The following is a 16287-nucleotide window of genomic DNA, read 5'->3' on the forward strand; positions in this document are numbered from 1 at the left end:
ATTATAAAGATAATATAAAAATGAATTTCTATTACGAAACAATGTGTAGATAAAAATTTATTATAACTTTATCTGTGAAATAAAAAATTTAGGTGACAAATGAGCTTCCCTTCGATTTCCTCCAAATCCCAAAATTTCACTCTTATCTGGCTTTGGGTCTCCATTGTCATCTTTGCAGCCTCTGATGCTGTTGTCGCTAAAATTGGTGAGCTAGGAGCTCTGCATCCTACTCCAAATGGTCAAAACCCCATCTCTTTTTGTAACCTTTTCTTCGCAGGGAACCTTCTTGCTGGAATTTCTTTATTTATCGTCTATCGAAAACACTGGAATCCAGCTGAACTGAGTCAAATCTCCTTAAAACTGTGGATTTGCATGTTTCTTCTGATCATACTATCTGGCGTTCTTGCTCCTGCATTCTATTTTCTCGCATTGATGCTTACCGAAGTGAATAACGTTGTTTTGATCTCAACAGTTGAGGTCCCTATGACTCTTTTATTTGCATACATTTTCTTTCGTGAGAAAGCGCTGCCTTCAGCTATTATCGGAGCCCTAGTCGCCTTTGGAGGGATTGTCCTCGTCTTCTTGATTGATCAATCACCTATGGAAAATCGGATGTCCACAAAAATGCTCGATGTGGGGAATCCTGCTATGAACCACTTTTTACAAACCTTTCCAAAATCAGGAGAAATCTTAACGGCACTAGCCACTTTGCTTGGAATTATTGCTGTTCAAATGAGCCGCTCTCTACTTCAAACTGTTTCAGCTGGGATTTTTACTGTCCTACGTATGGTCTTAGGAGTTGCGATTTTCTTCACCATTGCTATCTCAGTTTTTGGGCCTCACCACTTTGATGATCTTTTTTCTCCCTTTCTTTGGGGATGGATGCTTATTTATGGAGCCTTGATCATTGTTGTCGGAGAGCTTACTTGGTTTAAAGGGATAAAAAAGGCAACCTCAACAGACATCTCCATGGCTACAGCTCTAACACCTGTTGCTGGAGTTATTTTTGCTTATCTTGTTTTGGGAGAAATCCCCCACAAGGGGCAAATTATTGGGGGGATTGTCATTTTGCTCGGAATTGGAATCAGTCTCTTTGGAGAACTACGAAAAGAAGGTAGAAAAGTTAAACATGAACGCCCCACCTCCTTTACAGGAGTTTAAACCTATGAGGTAACAAAATGAGCACTCCCACAAAGCCTCCAGCTCCTCGTAATTTGACTCTCTTCTGGCTTTGGATCTCCATCTTGATCTTTGCTGCATCAAATGCCGTCGTCGCAAAAATAGGTGAACTTGGGACTATGCACCCCACACCATCTGGTCATAATCCGATCTCTTTTTGTAACCTCTTTTTTGCAGGGAATGTCCTTGCTGGAATCACACTCCTTATCGTTTACCGCAAAAACTGGAAACTGAATGAGCTAAAACAAGTTCCACTGAAGCTGTGGATTTGTATGCTTGTTCTGATTCTCTTTGCCGGAGTTCTAGCTCCTGCATTTTACTTTATGGCTCTCATGCTTACAGAAGTTACAAACGTCGTTTTGATCTCGACAATCGATGTCCCTCTCAGTCTCTTTTTCGCCTATCTATTTTTTCGAGAAAAAGCCCGTCTCACAGCTGTTCTTGGCGCCCTGATTGCATTCGGAGGAATCATTCTCATTTTCTTTCTCAATCAACCTCCAATGGAAAATCGGATGACAATGAAAATGATCGATGTAGGAAATCCTGCTGTGAACCACTTTTTACAAATGCTTCCAAAGAGTGGAGAAATTTTAACGACATTAGCAACATTGATGAGTATCATCGCCGTTCAGATCAGTCGTTCTCTTCTCCAAAGTGTTTCGGTTGGAATCTTTAGCGTCCTTCGCATGATTGTCGGAGTGATCCTTTTTTCGATTATTGTCATGTCAGTTTTTGGAGTACACCATTTTGATGAACTCTTTTCTCCTTTTCTCTGGCAATGGATGCTTGTCTATGGAGCGCTGATCATTGTTGTGGGTCAGATCACGTGGTATAAAGGGGTAAAAAAAGCTTCTTCTGCAGACATCTCTATGGCAACTGCACTCACACCAATTGCAGGAACCCTCTTTGCTTACCTCATTTTAGGTGAAATTCCCAACAAAGCTCAAATTATTGGGGGAATCGTTATCTTGATTGGGATTGGAGTGAGTCTAATCGGCGAAGTCAGAGCAGCACGTAGAAAGGTAACGCATGAACGCCCCGGCTCTTTCGAAGGGATTTAATCTAACCTGAGCTCTGGGTTTATTTTGGTTAGTCTAAAGAGAGCGTTCTCTTAAATTCTCTGAATTTCTGGCTTGGGAAATGCCAAATGTTCCTTTTCGAAATAAAAAGGCTGAGAAGAATAAGAAAAATCCTTGAGAATGAGTGAAATAAACTCAGAGCCAAGGTTAATCTAAACCAATCATCTCGGCAATTTTTTCCTTTTGATGCTTCCTCTCTTTGAGAAAAAGAAGAAGGAAAAGAGCAAGAAGCAATGTTATCGGAAATACAACCATTGCTTGCCTGTAATCTGACGCAGAATAAAACGGCACCCCGTTTTTCATCACACCATCCCAGCCCAAATCGAGTAAGTATCCAAGTAAAGGCTGAATGATAGAAGATCCCACTGCCACAATAAAGTTCGTCATCGCAATGCTCGTTCCTTTTGCCTCAATAGGGTTTAACTCAATTGCTAAGGAGAAGTGAAGGAGTTGGGCTGAAGAGAAAAAACCTACAAAAAAGAGGAGAAAAAACAAGGCTTCAGTAAAAAGATTATCCACATAAATCACAGGAACAATTGAAGCCGCGGTGAGAATAAGGCTTCCAAAGAGAAGTGGCTTCCTTTTACTAAAACGATCGGAAACAAGACCAATGAGAGGCCCTCCAACAATCCAACCGACAAAGATCATAGAAACAGCATAACCTGCCAGGGTTTTCTCCATTCCATATTTTTGGACCAAAAATGGAATTCCCCAAAGAGATGCAAAGCCGGCTGTTGTCATGTAGTAAAGAAGAGCAATCACGGCATTGAGGTAGGTTTTATAGTTTGAACAAACCATTTTTAGTTTATGAACGAGCTTTAGAGTCGCATGTTTCCCTTCGCCTCTTTTCATCCGTTGTGGTTCTCTTCGAATGAACAAGTAGATCGCAAAAGCTAGAATCACTCCAAAGATTCCAAAAATATGTAAGGTGTAGCGCCATCCGATAGATGCAACAGTTAGCGTTAGAGGCCCTTCAGCACCAACAGCTCCTAACATCCCAATCGAATTTCCCAAACCGACTAAAAGGGCAAGCTTATCCGCTGGAAACCAATGAGAAGAAACATACACCATCCCAACAAAACCAAAAGCAGAACCAATCCCCATCAAAAGCCGTCCCAATTCAGCCATGGGTAAGTGAGGAGACAAAGCAAACATAAAACTTCCCAGTGCACAAATGAGAGAAGCAAAAGTGAGCAGTTTGCGCGCTCCAAAACGGTCCATTAAAATCCCCACGGGGATTTGCATAGGCGCATAGGCGTAGAAATAAAATGCACTCAGTGTTCCTAAAGTTCCAGCCGTCACAGAAAAGGCTGCCATGAGTTCAGTCACCATGGCTGTTGGAAAGACTCGGATGAAAAACTCATAAAAGAGAAAAACAACCGTTAGAGTCCAAATCCACCAGCTCATTGCAGAGCCTTTTTTCATCTAAAACTCCTTAAGATGATTGAGATAGACTGCTCCGAGAGGAAAATCTTTTTCAAACTCTTCCCCTTTGCGCATTTTTTGAAACTGAGAGATGATTTTATTTGCCAAAACCTTACCGAGTTGAACCCCTTCTTGATCGAAAGAATTGATATTCCAGACAAACCCTTGAAAAGCTACTTTGTGCTCATAAAGGGCTAAAATCGCCCCTATCGAATAGGGATCACACTGCTTTGCCATTAAAATGCGCGTTGGGCGATTTCCTGGAAACTCTTTATTGGGGTTATCACTCTTTTTTCCAGTAGCAAGTCCAATAGACTGCGCAAACAGATTCGATAAAAGCTTTTCTTGAGAAGTGGTTCCTTCATACTCATTATCTATCCCCCGTTGCGACTTACAAAAACCGACAAATTCAACAGGAACAGGAATGGTTCCCTGGTGAATGAGCTGATAAAACGAATGTTGCCCATTTGTCCCGGGCTCACCCCAGATGATCGGCCCAGTCCAATGATCTAATAGCTTCCCCTGTTTATCGATCCGTTTTCCATTCGACTCCATGTCACATTGCTGCAAATGGGCAGGAAAGCGGGACATGGCTTGCGAATAAGGGATCACAGCTGTTGTCGGTAGCCCTAAGAAATTGTGGTTCCAAATTCCAAGTAGAGCTGAAAGAAGAGGAAGGTTTTGATAGGGATCTTCATTGAGAGCCACTTTATCCATTGCATGGGCTCCCTTTAAGAACTCAAGGAGCTTTTCCATTCCAATTGCAAATGCAAGGGTAACACAGCCTACCATCGAAGTGACAGAGTAACGACCACCCACAAAGTCCCACATGTAAAATGATGCCCGGTATTTTTTTGGATCATCCATCGGACTCCCCTTTCCGGTCACCGCAATGATATGATTTTGCGGAGAAAGTCCTACGTCGAGAAATCGTTTTCTTACTAGCTCTTCATTTGTCCGTGTCTCTAGTGTTGAGCCAGATTTAGATACAATAACCACGAGCGTCTTACCCAAATCGACCCGATTCAAGACATTTGCTGCATCATCGGGATCGACATTTGAAACGAAATGCGCGCGCCGATTTGGTCGACTAAAAGCCTCTAACCCCAGATAAATGGCTTTTGGTCCTAATTCAGATCCCCCAATCCCCACTTGAATAATATCAGTAAAGTTTTGCTTATCGATTGTATCGAGAAACATCTTTAATTTCTCAAGCTCTGCATACGCTTCCGTCGAAGCCTTCTTGGCAGCCTCAGCTTCAACACGACGGTCAAAAAAATCGCGCATCGCCGTATGCAAAACAGATCGCTCTTCACTTTCATACCCCTCAATCTTATTGATGATTTCCCCATTTTGCATGGCATGCATCTTGTCAATCACTTTGGCTTCTTTCGCTAGGTCACAAAGTGCATCCATGACCTTCTCCGTCACCCGCTCTGTTCCATAAAAAAGCTTAAGATTTAAATTCGATGCAACCATTTGCTCCAATCGCTTAGGAGTAAGAGCCCCCTCTTTCGAAAGATCAATTGGTTTTTCTGCTAACTCTTTCAGTCTCTTTGTAGCTTCATATTCATTGAACGCAGACATTGCCCATCCCATCTAGTTAAAAAAAACGACTCATACAACGAAATGCACTGATTGTAAATACTTTTTTATCTGTTTTCTATTCTTATTTTTTGCGCCTCCAGCTTACTCTTAAAAGTCGGATCATGAGAGACCGCAATGATGAGCCCTTCAAAAGAGAGTAAAGCCTTTTCAAGTGCTTCGAGCGTTAGCAGATCAAGATGGTTTGTGGGCTCATCAAGGAGTAGTACATTCGGCCTTGAAAGCATGAGAGCAAGTAGCATGAACCGTTTCCGCTCTCCAACGCTCATCGAAAAAAAAGGACGCCTCACAAGAAGTTCCCCCGCAAGAGCTCCTTTGTGAAGCTCGTTTCTTAAATTTTCTTCTGTGAGTTGAAACTTCGCTGCAAAAAATTCCAAAGGAGTTTGATTCATCGGAAGATTTTGTACTTCTTGATCAAGGTATCCTATGCATGCCTGCGAGGAAACAAACACCTTTCCTTGATCTGGCTCAAATTCTCCTAAAATCAAGCGAAGTAACGTGGTTTTTCCCGCACCATTTGGCCCACATAAAATTACACGCTCACCAAATGCAAAACTCATTGAAAATTTCTCATATAAACATTTTCCCGCAAATGCATGAGTGACATTTGCAATTTCTATGGCTTGATCGTGATGATAAGGAGTGACTATAAATCGAAGCCCTTTGACACTCTTCGGTTTTGGATGCGAAATTGCCTCCTTCTCTAAGGTTTCAAGTCTTCCCTTTAAAACATTTAAACGGTGCTGTTTAGACTTTTGATAGCTTTCACCATGACGATCATAAGCCATGAGGTTCCGATCTTTTGGTTTACCGGGCTTCGGACAAGAAAAAGTCAACATTTTGATTTGTTTTTTGAGAGTCGCTTTCTCTTCTTCTTGCTCCTCGTAAATTTTGGTTTGCCTCTCAAGCTCTGCTTGCTTTTCTGAAAGGTAAAAGTCGTAATTCCCTCTATAGAAAGAGAGCTTTCCTGCTTTAAGATGAACAAGGCTATGGCAGGCCCGATTTAAAAAACTCCGATGATGCGAAGCAATGATTGTGGCACCTATGCGACATTTGAGCATCTTTTCTAACCAAACAAGCATGTCATCATCCAAGTGATTTGTTGGTTCATCTAGCAAAAGGATATCTGGATTTTGAGCAAGTGCTTTAGCTAAGGCCATGCGAACTTTTTCGCCACCGCTCAGCTTACTCATGGGTAAATCTAAAAGAGTACAGTCAATTTTGAGTCCGTTCAACACTTTCTCGAGAGGCAAGCGGCAATATCCGCCCAAAATTTCGTACTGCTTGTGAAGGTTCTCCCATTCCTTAAGCCGGTGCGGATCCTCCAAGCACTTTTCCATCTCCTTTTCAAGATTAAGTAACGGAGCATCTGCTAAGTATTGCCGCATGCTCATTTCTTCATGTAAAACGGGAATTTCCTGGGGAAGCACTCCTATTCTAAGAGACCTTTCTCTTTTGACATATCCCGCATCTTCTTGAATGGCGCCCTCAATGATCTTGAGAAGCGTTGACTTACCTGCTCCATTTTCTCCAATAAGAGCCATTAAATCCCCTTCATGAACAGACAAGGAGATGTCGTGCAAAATGGGCGAAAGTCCAAATGATTTACATAAATGTGAAAATTGAATGAGAAGTCTAGACATAAGTTTGTTCCTGGGTTAGTTGTGAAAGACTGGAATCAAACTTAAATTTTCACTAGATACGACCTCTCGTAAGTTCTCCCCTTATTCTATACTCAAACAACTTCAAAAATTGGTTTTGGGCAACGCGAAAGCTTTCGGAATTCGTCGATTTTAAGTGGCCTAATATTAGGAATATGAGGTCACTTAAGATCGGCAAATTACGGTGCTTTGGCGCAGCCGAAAATCCAATTTTTGAAGTTGCTTGAGTATAGCACAAGCCTAAACACCAATCAACCCTTTATGATCTGACAAGGATTGATCTAGGCGGGACTTGTACGTTTCGAAAACACTCAATTGAAGCTGAAGACTTCTTCCCTTATCATTGATTAAGATGTAATCTAGGACTTCTGGCTCAGCTTCTGCAGCGATTTTCTTGATGTGATGATCAAGCCTATCGCTTCCTGTAAATGCATCAGGATGCTGCTCGGGAAAATAATCCTTATAGCCCAAGTTTAACATGTCTTGGTAAGCGTCATTGGACTTATCCAAACGGTTGATATTTAAATCACCTAATAGGATGCAAGGTTTATCTCCTGTTTCATCCTCAATAAAGGTTTGAATCGCTCGCAGCTCTTTTTGACGCATCTCTCGATCATTTTCATCATTTCCCGAATAGAGATGGGTATAAAGATACCACTTATCAGCAGTCTCCAAAGCAAAAAAGCCCCGGTTCATGTACCTTGATTCACCTTCAACCTTTTCCGAAAAAGGATGGAAAGAAGGAGGTGAAACAATGGGGACGCGGGCAGCTATAAACTGACAACTTTCAATCCCCCATGTATTCAACCCAATATCGACAAAAAAATGAGAATAGTCTTCTCTCAAGCTATAGTATAATGCAGGAGTTAGCATCCGGTTGCATTCGCATAAAAACAAAAGGTCCAAGTCCTCTGCACGCACTCTCCCAACAAGTTCTTCTAGACGGGCATTAGCAGGAGTTGTTCCTCCGCAAGAGTAGGGAAGTCCCCCATATAAACCGCAATAATTGAGATGCATAAATTTTGGCTTTTCGCTTGCTCTTTCTTCAGCATTGCCTGTCAGGTAGCGATAGTTTCTCGATTCAAAGGTTCGAGCTATGCCTGTCAAGGCATGTGCCATAACCACAAGTGGCGTTGTGATCAACATGGCCAATAAAGCCCCAAGCATAATAAAAAAGCGTTTCGCATACTCAACAGCCTTATTCATTTCTTGGCCATACTCGCCAGGAAGAAAAGACAATAGACAATATTGAAAGGCCGTCTCTGCTTCCCAAAAAGGCATCATCAAATACGAAGCAGCAACCTTGACCCTATCCACGATTGTTTCTGTGGTGGTTGGCTGAGCGAGAATTAAAAAATTGTCTGCTCCTTCTCCCACGACATCAATACTCACGGCTTACTCCTTAATTGTGAGAAAAATGATATCAGATATCAAAAGCAGTTGCAATAAAAGTTTTTAATAATCAGTAACTTAACGAGAATTCTCAATCCTTTCCTTTTCAAAAAGGATAAAAAATGATATATGTATCCTTATAAAGAAGGATAGCCATGAAAGACCTCCTACAGACTCTTATCGAAGAATTTAGAGAAACGATCGATGCAACTTCAGGTAGCATTTATAGACATTATAAGTTTCCAGATGCACAAAACGCCATTAAAGTCGCAGTTGGCATGCGTCGAGCAGGAAAGACTTATTTTTTATTCCAAACCATCCGTGACCTGATTAAGCAAAAAGTTTCGATAGAACAGATCTTATATCTTAATTTTGAGGATGATCGTATTGTTCCTATGGATTATAAATCTATGGGGAAAATGATCGACCTTTGGTACACCCTCTACCCTGAGAATCATCAAAAAATGTGTCATTTATTCCTTGATGAAGTTCAAAACATCGAGGGTTGGCCTCTTGTTTTAAGACGTCTTTCAGATACAAAAAATCTCCAAATTTATGTGACTGGCTCTTCAGCAAAATTACTGAGTAAAGAGATTGCGACTTCTCTTAGAGGCCGTTCCCTTTCGATCGAAATTTTTCCCTATAGCTACCTTGAATATCTTGACGCACATGAAATCCCTCCTCCCTCAAAACCCTATGGGAAAAAATGCATGGATCATCATCGTAAACACCTTCTAGAATATTTTCAAATAGGGGGATTTCCCGGCGTTCAAAAACTAGTCTCAAATTTACATCTCGAAACTCTACAAAATTATGTAGAAACAGTAATTTTCAGAGACATTATCGAGCGACATCAAATCACCAATATTCCCTTGCTGAAATATTTTACACAGTCATTGTTAAAAAATGTTTCTTCTCCATTATCAATCAATAAGTTCTACAATGATATTAAAAGCCAGGGGCTTAAAGTAGCTAAAGACACACTCTACTCCTATCTAAGTTATCTCGAGGACGTTTTCTTAATTTTTCCTATCCCTCTATTTACTGAATCATTGAGAAAGCTTCAAACAACCCCTAAGAAAATATACGCAATTGATAATGGCCTCATCAATTCTACAACTTTTAACACTTCTCAAAATTTGGATAAATTCCTCGAAAACCAAGTCTATTTAGATCTTAGAAGGCAAAAGAAATCTGTCTATTACTACATTACAAGCCAAGGCTATGAAATCGACTTTGTTGTACGCGATCAAAAGGGCAACTGTGAGCTGTTACAAGTTGTTTGGGATATGGATGATGTAGAAACGAGGGCTCGGGAAGAAAGAGCTTTAGAAGAAGCTAAAAAAGAACTCGGATTCCCAGGAAAAATAATAGATTATACAACTTATTTACAAAGTCAGGGGTGACCCTCCTCTTTTTTTGCAAAGACAATTGCAAATAAAAGGTTTGCTCAGTAAACTAATGGGATCTTTGTCTTCGGGGCATAGCGCAGCTTGGCTAGCGCGTCTGCTTTGGGAGCAGAAGGCCGGGGGTTCGAATCCCTCTGCCCCGAAACTCTTCCCAAGAAATTTCTATAGACATTCCGAGCAAGTTTCCTACTGACACAATTTCTCCTCCAGCAGCTACAAACCCCTGCGCCTTCCGCTTGCCTTGACTTGAAAGAAAGTTGGAAAAAATGATCAGAGAATCCAGCCCATCCCAACTCTCTGTCAGGTGCGTTTCTGAAACAATGCGAAAAGAAATTCCTAGCTGCCGCAATTCTTCCATGCATTGATCCATGGCAGCCAAGCTCTCAAGAGAGCAATGGATATGCAAAGGCAATGTGATTCCCAATCGGGCGTCAGCAGCCTCAGAACTAAAGGGGCCCAAAGGAAGATTATGGTCTTTTAAACCCAGGTAAAGATACGGAAAATGCTCTTTTGAGAGAAACTGCGCAAGGCGCGCCTGTGACCCCTCAAACGGCTCAAACAGCACAATAGGCAGGACCTCATCAGGGAGGGCTGCTGCAAGGCGATGGAGATACTGAGAAAGGATCTCGACGCAGTACAAATCTTTCAGGCCGGGAAATTGTTCATAAGGCTCTTGCCAGTCGACCAAACCTTCTTCATGTTCCAGGTGCCATTTAAATGGAAAGAGAAGTGGTCCTTGGTACAAACAGACTCCAAAAGTCTTGCCTAGAAATGGAAGAAGGAGCTGCTCGTTAAAACACTTAATTGCCACCAAAAAAGAGGCAAGCGTCCCCTTGTCATAAAATGAGATGGAGGCCAAATCAAACTCGAGGTTCCACAAAATCTTTTCAGCAATTTCAGCTTCTTCTTTGGCCTTAGAAAAGTCGAGATCAGATGCCAGTGAAAGATCGAGAGAGAGGATTTTCAATTTTTCATCACTTAGCGGTTGATAAAGGGTTCCGTTTTCTTGGAACTGAATGTCGTCACAGGTAAATGTCATCACTTCTCACAAAGGTATTCAAGATAATAGATTTCACGTCCTAATGAACGCCAAAGGCGATCAAAATAAGAACTCCCATAGTTATTTTGGTTTTGATGGTTTGATGGTTTCCATCCAGAGACTTGACTGATTTCCGCTTGCATCTGCAAAACGTACTCTTTCGCATCAGAGACCAGTTGCGCGTTCCCTCCCGGTCTTACAGCTGTTAACACATCCCGCATAAAGGGAGCTTGGATTAATCGGTGTTTTGCATGCCGATCTTTTGGCCAAGGATCAGGAAAGTTCACATAAATAGTTTCCACACTATTTTCAGGAACATACTCTCGCGTGAACACTTGAGCTTCTCCACATACGATCAAGAGATTGGAAATATTTCGGTTTATCCGCTTCGAATGGATTTTCCGCACACGCTCAAACTTCATTTCGACGGCCACCCAATTTACCTCAGGATGGGCCTTCGCCCGCTCGAGAATCCACTCTCCGTTTCCACTGCAATACTCGATATGAACGGGATGATCATTTCCAAATAACTCTTGCCAGAAGGGAAAGGAAAACTCTTTATATTTGTCATAGTAAGTTGGCACGTAAAAGATACGCTCCAATATGCAGGGACGACGATCTCGAAAAGAAAAAGGGGATTTTAAATCTTTTGGTTTCATAGGTAGCCATTTTAACGATCCCTCTTGATGATTACAAGAGAGAGTGTTATCGTCGAATTAAAAATTTAGATCGACTCATGCGCACCTTCCTTACGACTCTCTTCATAACCGCCCCTTTTTTCCTCTCTGCAGAGGAAACCACCATCGATTTGAAACAAGTCTTTAGTAGTGCCCCCATCATTTATTCCCTTCTCTTTTTCCTCTCCTTTAGCGCTGTTATGATCTATATTTATACCTACTTTTCCTCAAGACCCAAACAATTGATGCCTCTTGAAGACCGGGAAATCCTCGGAAAAGCCATTTTAAACCGCAATCACTCTCTTGCTCTTGAGATCTGCGAAAACAAACCCACTATCTTCAATCAAATGATCGCCGCAGGCCTCCGCAGTCACTCTTTTGGGCACCAAGCCTTGGTCGAAACCATGAAAGATGTTGGCAAAAGGCAAACCTCTTCCCTCTGGCAAAAAGTTTCTCTTCTCAATGACATTGCCATTGTCGCCCCGATGCTGGGCCTTCTTGGAACCGTTTCAGGAATGTTTTACGCTTTTTACGACCTCAATCGCTCTCTCGAAAGTATCAGCGCCCTCTTTGATGGACTCGGCATCTCTGTAGGCACTACCCTCGCCGGCCTGATCGTTGCCATTTTAGCCATGATTCTCTGTACCCTCTTGAAATACCGACTGACAAAATCGCTCACAGAAGTTGAAAACGAAGCCTTATCCCACGCAGTGAGGTTCCTCCATGAGCCTAGTGCCTGATGAACATTTTTCTCCTCGCCTCACGTTCAACTTTGCCCCCATGGTCGATTTTCTCTTTATCGTTATCGCCATCTTTGCTGTCGTGGCTATCACCCGAAAAGCCCTCTACGATGCTAATGTCAGCCTCGTGAAACACGACGCTCCGTCAATCAAGGCAACTCCTAGTCCCCATTCCAACACGGTCAATTTAAGCATTTCAGCTAAAGGTGAGTACAAGTGGCTGGATGCCTCCGAAGAGCAAACCTATAACACTATCCAAACAGTTAAAGAAGCCCTTCTACAGCATGTAGATAATCCTTCCCAAAATCAAATTTTGCTCCACATCGACCAAAATGCTCAATGGACCTCAATTGCCAAACTGATCTTCGCCATGCATGAAGAAGGCTTTACCATCTATCCTGTTTATGAAAAAAAAGAAAGCAAACCCTTTATCATAAAAAACTGACATGAAAAAGACCCTTTTAAGTATTTTACGTGACCGAAGCACTTCAACCGTCAATTTTCGAAAGGCTTCTGACAAATTAGCCGAGCTCATTGCAACCGACATTAAGACTCACTCAGATGAAGTCGTCCTCATTCCCATTCTCCGAGCAGGAATTGCTTTGCTTTACTCTTTTTTGCAGTGCTTTCAATCAGCCCGTGTGGGCTTTATCGGCGTTCAAAGAGACCGTAAGGCCCAGCCAGTCCTCTACTACGAAAACCTCCCTGCTGTTTGCAAAACAGACTCTATCATCATTCTTGACCCTATTATTGCTACAGGAGGCAGCACCCTCATCACCCTTGAAAAACTGACAAAAAGTGGAAGTTCGCCTGAAAACATCACACTGGTCGGAATGATCGCTGCGCCTGAGGGATTAGAAGCGATCAAACAGGCTTTTCCGGCCATTGAAGTTAAGGTTTCCGCTATTGATAAAGGGCTCGACGATCGAAAATATATCGTCCCCGGTCTAGGTGATTTTGGAGATCGTTATTTTGGTTGTTGACGAAAATCCTACAAAATCTTTATTTTTTATGGATCATGTGTCTTTGCCCAGGTGGTGGAATTGGTAGACACGCCAGATTTAGGTTCTGGTGCCGTAAGGTGTGGAGGTTCGAGTCCTCTCCTGGGCAACCTCTAATTAAGGAGGAATTTTATGTATTTTCGCAGATTTTTCCTTACGCTTATGACTTCATCTGCTCTTTTTGCAACATCCAATACAGTTCTGTTCGATTTCGGTGGCGTGATGACAGGTGAACCCAACCGAGTCCTTGTGATGAACTTCCTCTGTGAATCTCTCGAGCTGATGCCAAGTGAGTTTGAAAAAGCGAACTTAGAAAAACGGCAAGCTTTTGTGGAACATGGAATCAATGATTTGCAATTTTGGCTTGAATATGCGTCAAAACATAACATCTCTCTCCCAAAAGAATGGGAGCAAGAGTTCAAAGGCGTTTTAAAAAATGCCATTGGAATCAATGACGAGATGTACGCTCTCGTTGAAGAACTTAAAAGCAAAAAAATTCCCGTTGCTCTTCTCTCAAATATCGACAAACGACTGAGCACAATCTTAAGAGAGCTAGACTTGTACTATCCGTTTGAACCTTGCCTTCTCTCTTGCGACATCGGTGCTGAAAAACCAGACCTTCGAGCCTACGAAGTAGCCTTAAACCACTTAAACACTCCAGCTCATCAAATCGTCTTTTTTGACGATCGAGAAGAAAATATCGAAGCTGCAAAACAAGCTGGTCTCGATGCTATTCTCTTCGAATCTGCTGCTCAAGCCCGCGAAGAGCTTGCCAAACGGAATCTACTTTAATATCTCAAGAATCAAACACCGAGCCTTTGGGAATACACCAATGAAAAGGTTTTCTCTATGTTAGTGCTCTCTTGCTTCATGATCCCATTTGTGGCCCCTCCATCAGACGCTATGGCCATTTCAGTTAAGAAAAGTCCTCTCTTAGAGAAACTCGTAAGGACAACACCTAGTGCTCCATAACAAAAAATTCTATAGCTAATTTGATCCAGATTTTCGCTGAATTTTTCTCTCCCAAAATCGACCACACTGTCCATGAGATAAGGGGAGATTTTAAGAGGGGAAAAGGCACTGAAAAGATGGTTAAAGTAGCTATAGAATTTTTTGTTATGGAGCACTAGAGTTGCACAATCAGATAGGATTTGGTAGAAAAAAGAAAAAGGAATGGCAAATGGCTATAGATGAAATTCTCGTTGTAGGTGCAGGACCTGTTGGGCTCATGATGGCAGCGGAACTAGCGCGTCATGGAGCAAAATGTCGTATCATCGATAAAAATAAGCACCATTCTGCAGATTCACGCGCGGTCGGTGTTCATGCAAGAACGCTTGAACTGTATGAAAATGTGGGACTGATCGAGGAAGCACTCGAAAAAGGGGTAAAAGTCACCGGAATCAATCTCTACTCGCATGGAAAAAGACTTGTCCAGACGGCGTTTAAAAACTTAGACAGCAGATACAGTTTTGTGCTCGATATGCCCCAAAGTTTGACCGAACCAATGCTAATTGAGCATTTGAGAAAGTTTGGTGTTGTAGTCGAGCGCAGCGTTGAACTAAACAATCTTGAGCAGCACGATGATCACGTTGAAGTGATCTTGAAACATGGCGAGCGAAGTCTTGTTCCTGAAAAATTTGCCTATGTAGTCGGTTGTGATGGAGCCCGCAGTACATGCCGTCACCTTTGTGAAATCTCTTTTCCGGGGGAAGAGTACCCCTCTCATTGGGCAGTGCTTGATTCTGGTTTGAAGTGGCCGTTTGATTCCCAAGAGTTGCAACTCTTTTTACATGAGCAGGGCATTGCAGCCTTTTTCCCTCTTCCTGGGAGTCGGATGCGGATCACCTATGAAATCTATCTGAAAAATCCCAAAGACGAAACACCTGTTGTAACCTATGATACGGTCCTTGAAGTGCTGCAATTACGGGTAGCAAAAGACATTAAGTTGATTGAACCTCGCGATCTCAGTACATTTATTATTCACCATCGTCAAGCAGTCAATTATCAGAACGGGCGGGTTTTTATCGCCGGTGATGCCGCCCATTTGCACAGCCCAGCAGGAGGGCAAGGAATGAACACGGGAATGCAAGATGCTTACAACCTCGCTTGGAAGCTAGCCCTGGTGCACAAAGGGGTGTGCAGTGAAAAGCTACTCAAAACCTACCATCTTGAAAGGCATCCAATTGGGAAATGGGTTCTCAATGTCACCGATCGCTTAACGAAAATGATGACTGTTAAAAACTCAACGCTGGCTTTTTTGCGTGATGCCTTTTTATCGGCAATGGGTCATTTCGATGCGATCAAGACCCAAATGCCAAAACAGTTTTCTCAGCTTTATCTCCATTATGAGCATAACAAGATCATCTATGAAGACTGTGAGCACCACCCCATGCATGCTAGAGCAGGTCATCGAGCGCCCGATCACACCCTCACAAATGGCAAGCGCTTATTTGAGCTTTTTCACGGTACGCATCACACACTGCTTCTCTTTTCTGGGAAAAAGCCCCACCATGGAGACCTCGAAGCATTAAAAGAAATGGAGGAAATGGCGCAAAAGTATGCCCCACATGTGCAGACCTACTTTCTCATCCGCGATGAAGAAGTAGTCAAAGACTGTCCAGCAAGCAAAGATCGGTGTTTGCTCGACCGTGAACCTTCTGCCCACACCCACTATGGGATTGAGAAGCCGACTGCTCTTGTTATTCGTCCAGATCAAGTTGTTGGATACGCAACTCAGCCCCCAAATGCCCATTTAGCTGAGAAGTACTTGCAGACACTGTTTCAGTCTTAAAACAATGTGACACATACTCTCTAGCATACTCTGCGACCTCTTTTGCTAAGGGATTTTTTGAATGCAATATTGCCCATTTTTCAACAACTGTAAGAGGAGGTATCGCAGGAGGTGTGGTCTGATTTTTTAGCTCATGAACACGCTTATGAGAGGCAACGGTGTATCCTTGAAGTTTTCGATAAGGCGAAAGGTTGTTTGTAATATCCATCCAAAGATGAATCCATTTGGGATCCATAGGAATTTGGGGTTGCCAGTGTGAAGTCATATCTCTCATCCAATTTTGTGCACT

At 42.4% G+C, this 16287-nt stretch carries 14 protein-coding genes and 2 tRNA genes; 10 read left to right on the forward strand and 6 right to left on the reverse strand.

Annotated elements, in window-relative coordinates; genetic code table 11:
* The first annotated feature begins 99 nt into the window (after positions 1–99).
* Entirely contained in the window at positions 100–1161 is a 1062-nt protein-coding gene (locus SNE_RS06630; protein ID WP_013943608.1) for a DMT family transporter, read from the forward strand.
* 17 nt (positions 1162–1178) lie between these two features.
* Positions 1179–2240 carry a DMT family transporter gene (locus tag SNE_RS06635; RefSeq protein ID WP_013943609.1) on the forward strand — a complete coding sequence of 354 codons (1062 nt, stop codon included), beginning with the start codon at positions 1179–1181 and terminating at the stop codon, positions 2238–2240.
* Between the two features lie 165 nt (positions 2241–2405).
* Here the strand turns inward: SNE_RS06635 and SNE_RS06640 are convergent, their stop codons facing one another.
* From SNE_RS06640 to SNE_RS06655, 4 genes are all read right to left on the reverse strand, one after another.
* Positions 2406–3683: an MFS transporter gene (locus SNE_RS06640; RefSeq protein WP_013943610.1), complete on the reverse strand. Its 1278-nt coding sequence runs from the start codon at positions 3681–3683 to the stop codon at positions 2406–2408.
* Positions 3684–5270: a glucose-6-phosphate isomerase gene (locus SNE_RS06645; protein ID WP_148258971.1), complete on the reverse strand. Its 1587-nt coding sequence runs from the start codon at positions 5268–5270 to the stop codon at positions 3684–3686. It abuts the gene before it with no gap.
* A gap of 65 nt (positions 5271–5335) precedes the next feature.
* Entirely contained in the window at positions 5336–6931 is a 1596-nt protein-coding gene (gene abc-f, locus SNE_RS06650) for a ribosomal protection-like ABC-F family protein (RefSeq protein ID WP_013943612.1), read from the reverse strand.
* A 258-nt stretch (positions 6932–7189) separates the two neighbouring features.
* Entirely contained in the window at positions 7190–8341 is a 1152-nt protein-coding gene (locus SNE_RS06655; RefSeq protein WP_013943613.1) for an exonuclease/endonuclease/phosphatase family protein, read from the reverse strand.
* 155 nt (positions 8342–8496) lie between these two features.
* Between SNE_RS06655 and SNE_RS06660 the strand changes: the two genes are divergently transcribed.
* A complete protein-coding gene (locus SNE_RS06660; protein WP_013943614.1) occupies positions 8497–9747 on the forward strand; it encodes an ATP-binding protein in 1251 nt (416 codons plus the stop codon).
* Positions 9748–9818: 71 nt separating this feature from the next.
* A tRNA-Pro gene (locus tag SNE_RS06665) sits at positions 9819–9893 on the forward strand.
* Between the two features lie 895 nt (positions 9894–10788).
* Here SNE_RS06665 and trmB read toward each other — a convergent pair.
* Complete coding sequence (trmB, locus tag SNE_RS06670; RefSeq protein WP_013943616.1) at positions 10789–11448, reverse strand: tRNA (guanine(46)-N(7))-methyltransferase TrmB; 660 nt, start codon at positions 11446–11448, stop codon at positions 10789–10791.
* A 77-nt stretch (positions 11449–11525) separates the two neighbouring features.
* Here trmB and SNE_RS06675 point away from each other — a divergent pair, with 77 nt between their 5' ends.
* The 6 genes from SNE_RS06675 to SNE_RS06705 all read left to right on the forward strand — a co-directional run bounded on the left by SNE_RS06675 (position 11526) and on the right by SNE_RS06705 (position 15998).
* On the forward strand, positions 11526–12206 hold the full coding sequence (locus SNE_RS06675; protein WP_013943617.1) for a MotA/TolQ/ExbB proton channel family protein: 681 nt from the start codon (positions 11526–11528) through the stop codon (positions 12204–12206).
* The gene (locus tag SNE_RS06680; RefSeq protein ID WP_013943618.1) at positions 12190–12651 is read left to right on the forward strand and encodes an ExbD/TolR family protein; all 462 of its coding nucleotides are present in this window, start codon (positions 12190–12192) and stop codon (positions 12649–12651) included. Before SNE_RS06675 ends, SNE_RS06680 begins: the two co-directional genes overlap by 17 nt.
* Before the next feature lies 1 nt (position 12652).
* A complete protein-coding gene (gene upp / locus SNE_RS06685) occupies positions 12653–13189 on the forward strand; it encodes a uracil phosphoribosyltransferase (RefSeq protein ID WP_013943619.1) in 537 nt (178 codons plus the stop codon).
* A 45-nt stretch (positions 13190–13234) separates the two neighbouring features.
* A tRNA-Leu gene (locus SNE_RS06690) sits at positions 13235–13316 on the forward strand.
* 23 nt (positions 13317–13339) lie between these two features.
* Positions 13340–13999 carry an HAD family hydrolase gene (locus tag SNE_RS12300; RefSeq protein ID WP_053225344.1) on the forward strand — a complete coding sequence of 220 codons (660 nt, stop codon included), beginning with the start codon at positions 13340–13342 and terminating at the stop codon, positions 13997–13999.
* A gap of 388 nt (positions 14000–14387) precedes the next feature.
* Positions 14388–15998, forward strand: a complete 1611-nt coding sequence (locus SNE_RS06705) for an FAD-dependent monooxygenase (RefSeq protein ID WP_013943622.1) — start codon at positions 14388–14390, stop codon at positions 15996–15998.
* Here SNE_RS06705 and SNE_RS13060 read toward each other — a convergent pair.
* Entirely contained in the window at positions 15907–16263 is a 357-nt protein-coding gene (locus SNE_RS13060; RefSeq protein ID WP_148258972.1) for a hypothetical protein, read from the reverse strand. The genes SNE_RS06705 and SNE_RS13060 overlap by 92 nt on opposite strands.
* Positions 16264–16287 lie beyond the last annotated feature (24 nt).

Source organism: Simkania negevensis Z (assembly GCF_000237205.1).
GTDB classification, from domain to species: Bacteria; Chlamydiota; Chlamydiia; order Chlamydiales; family Simkaniaceae; genus Simkania; species Simkania negevensis.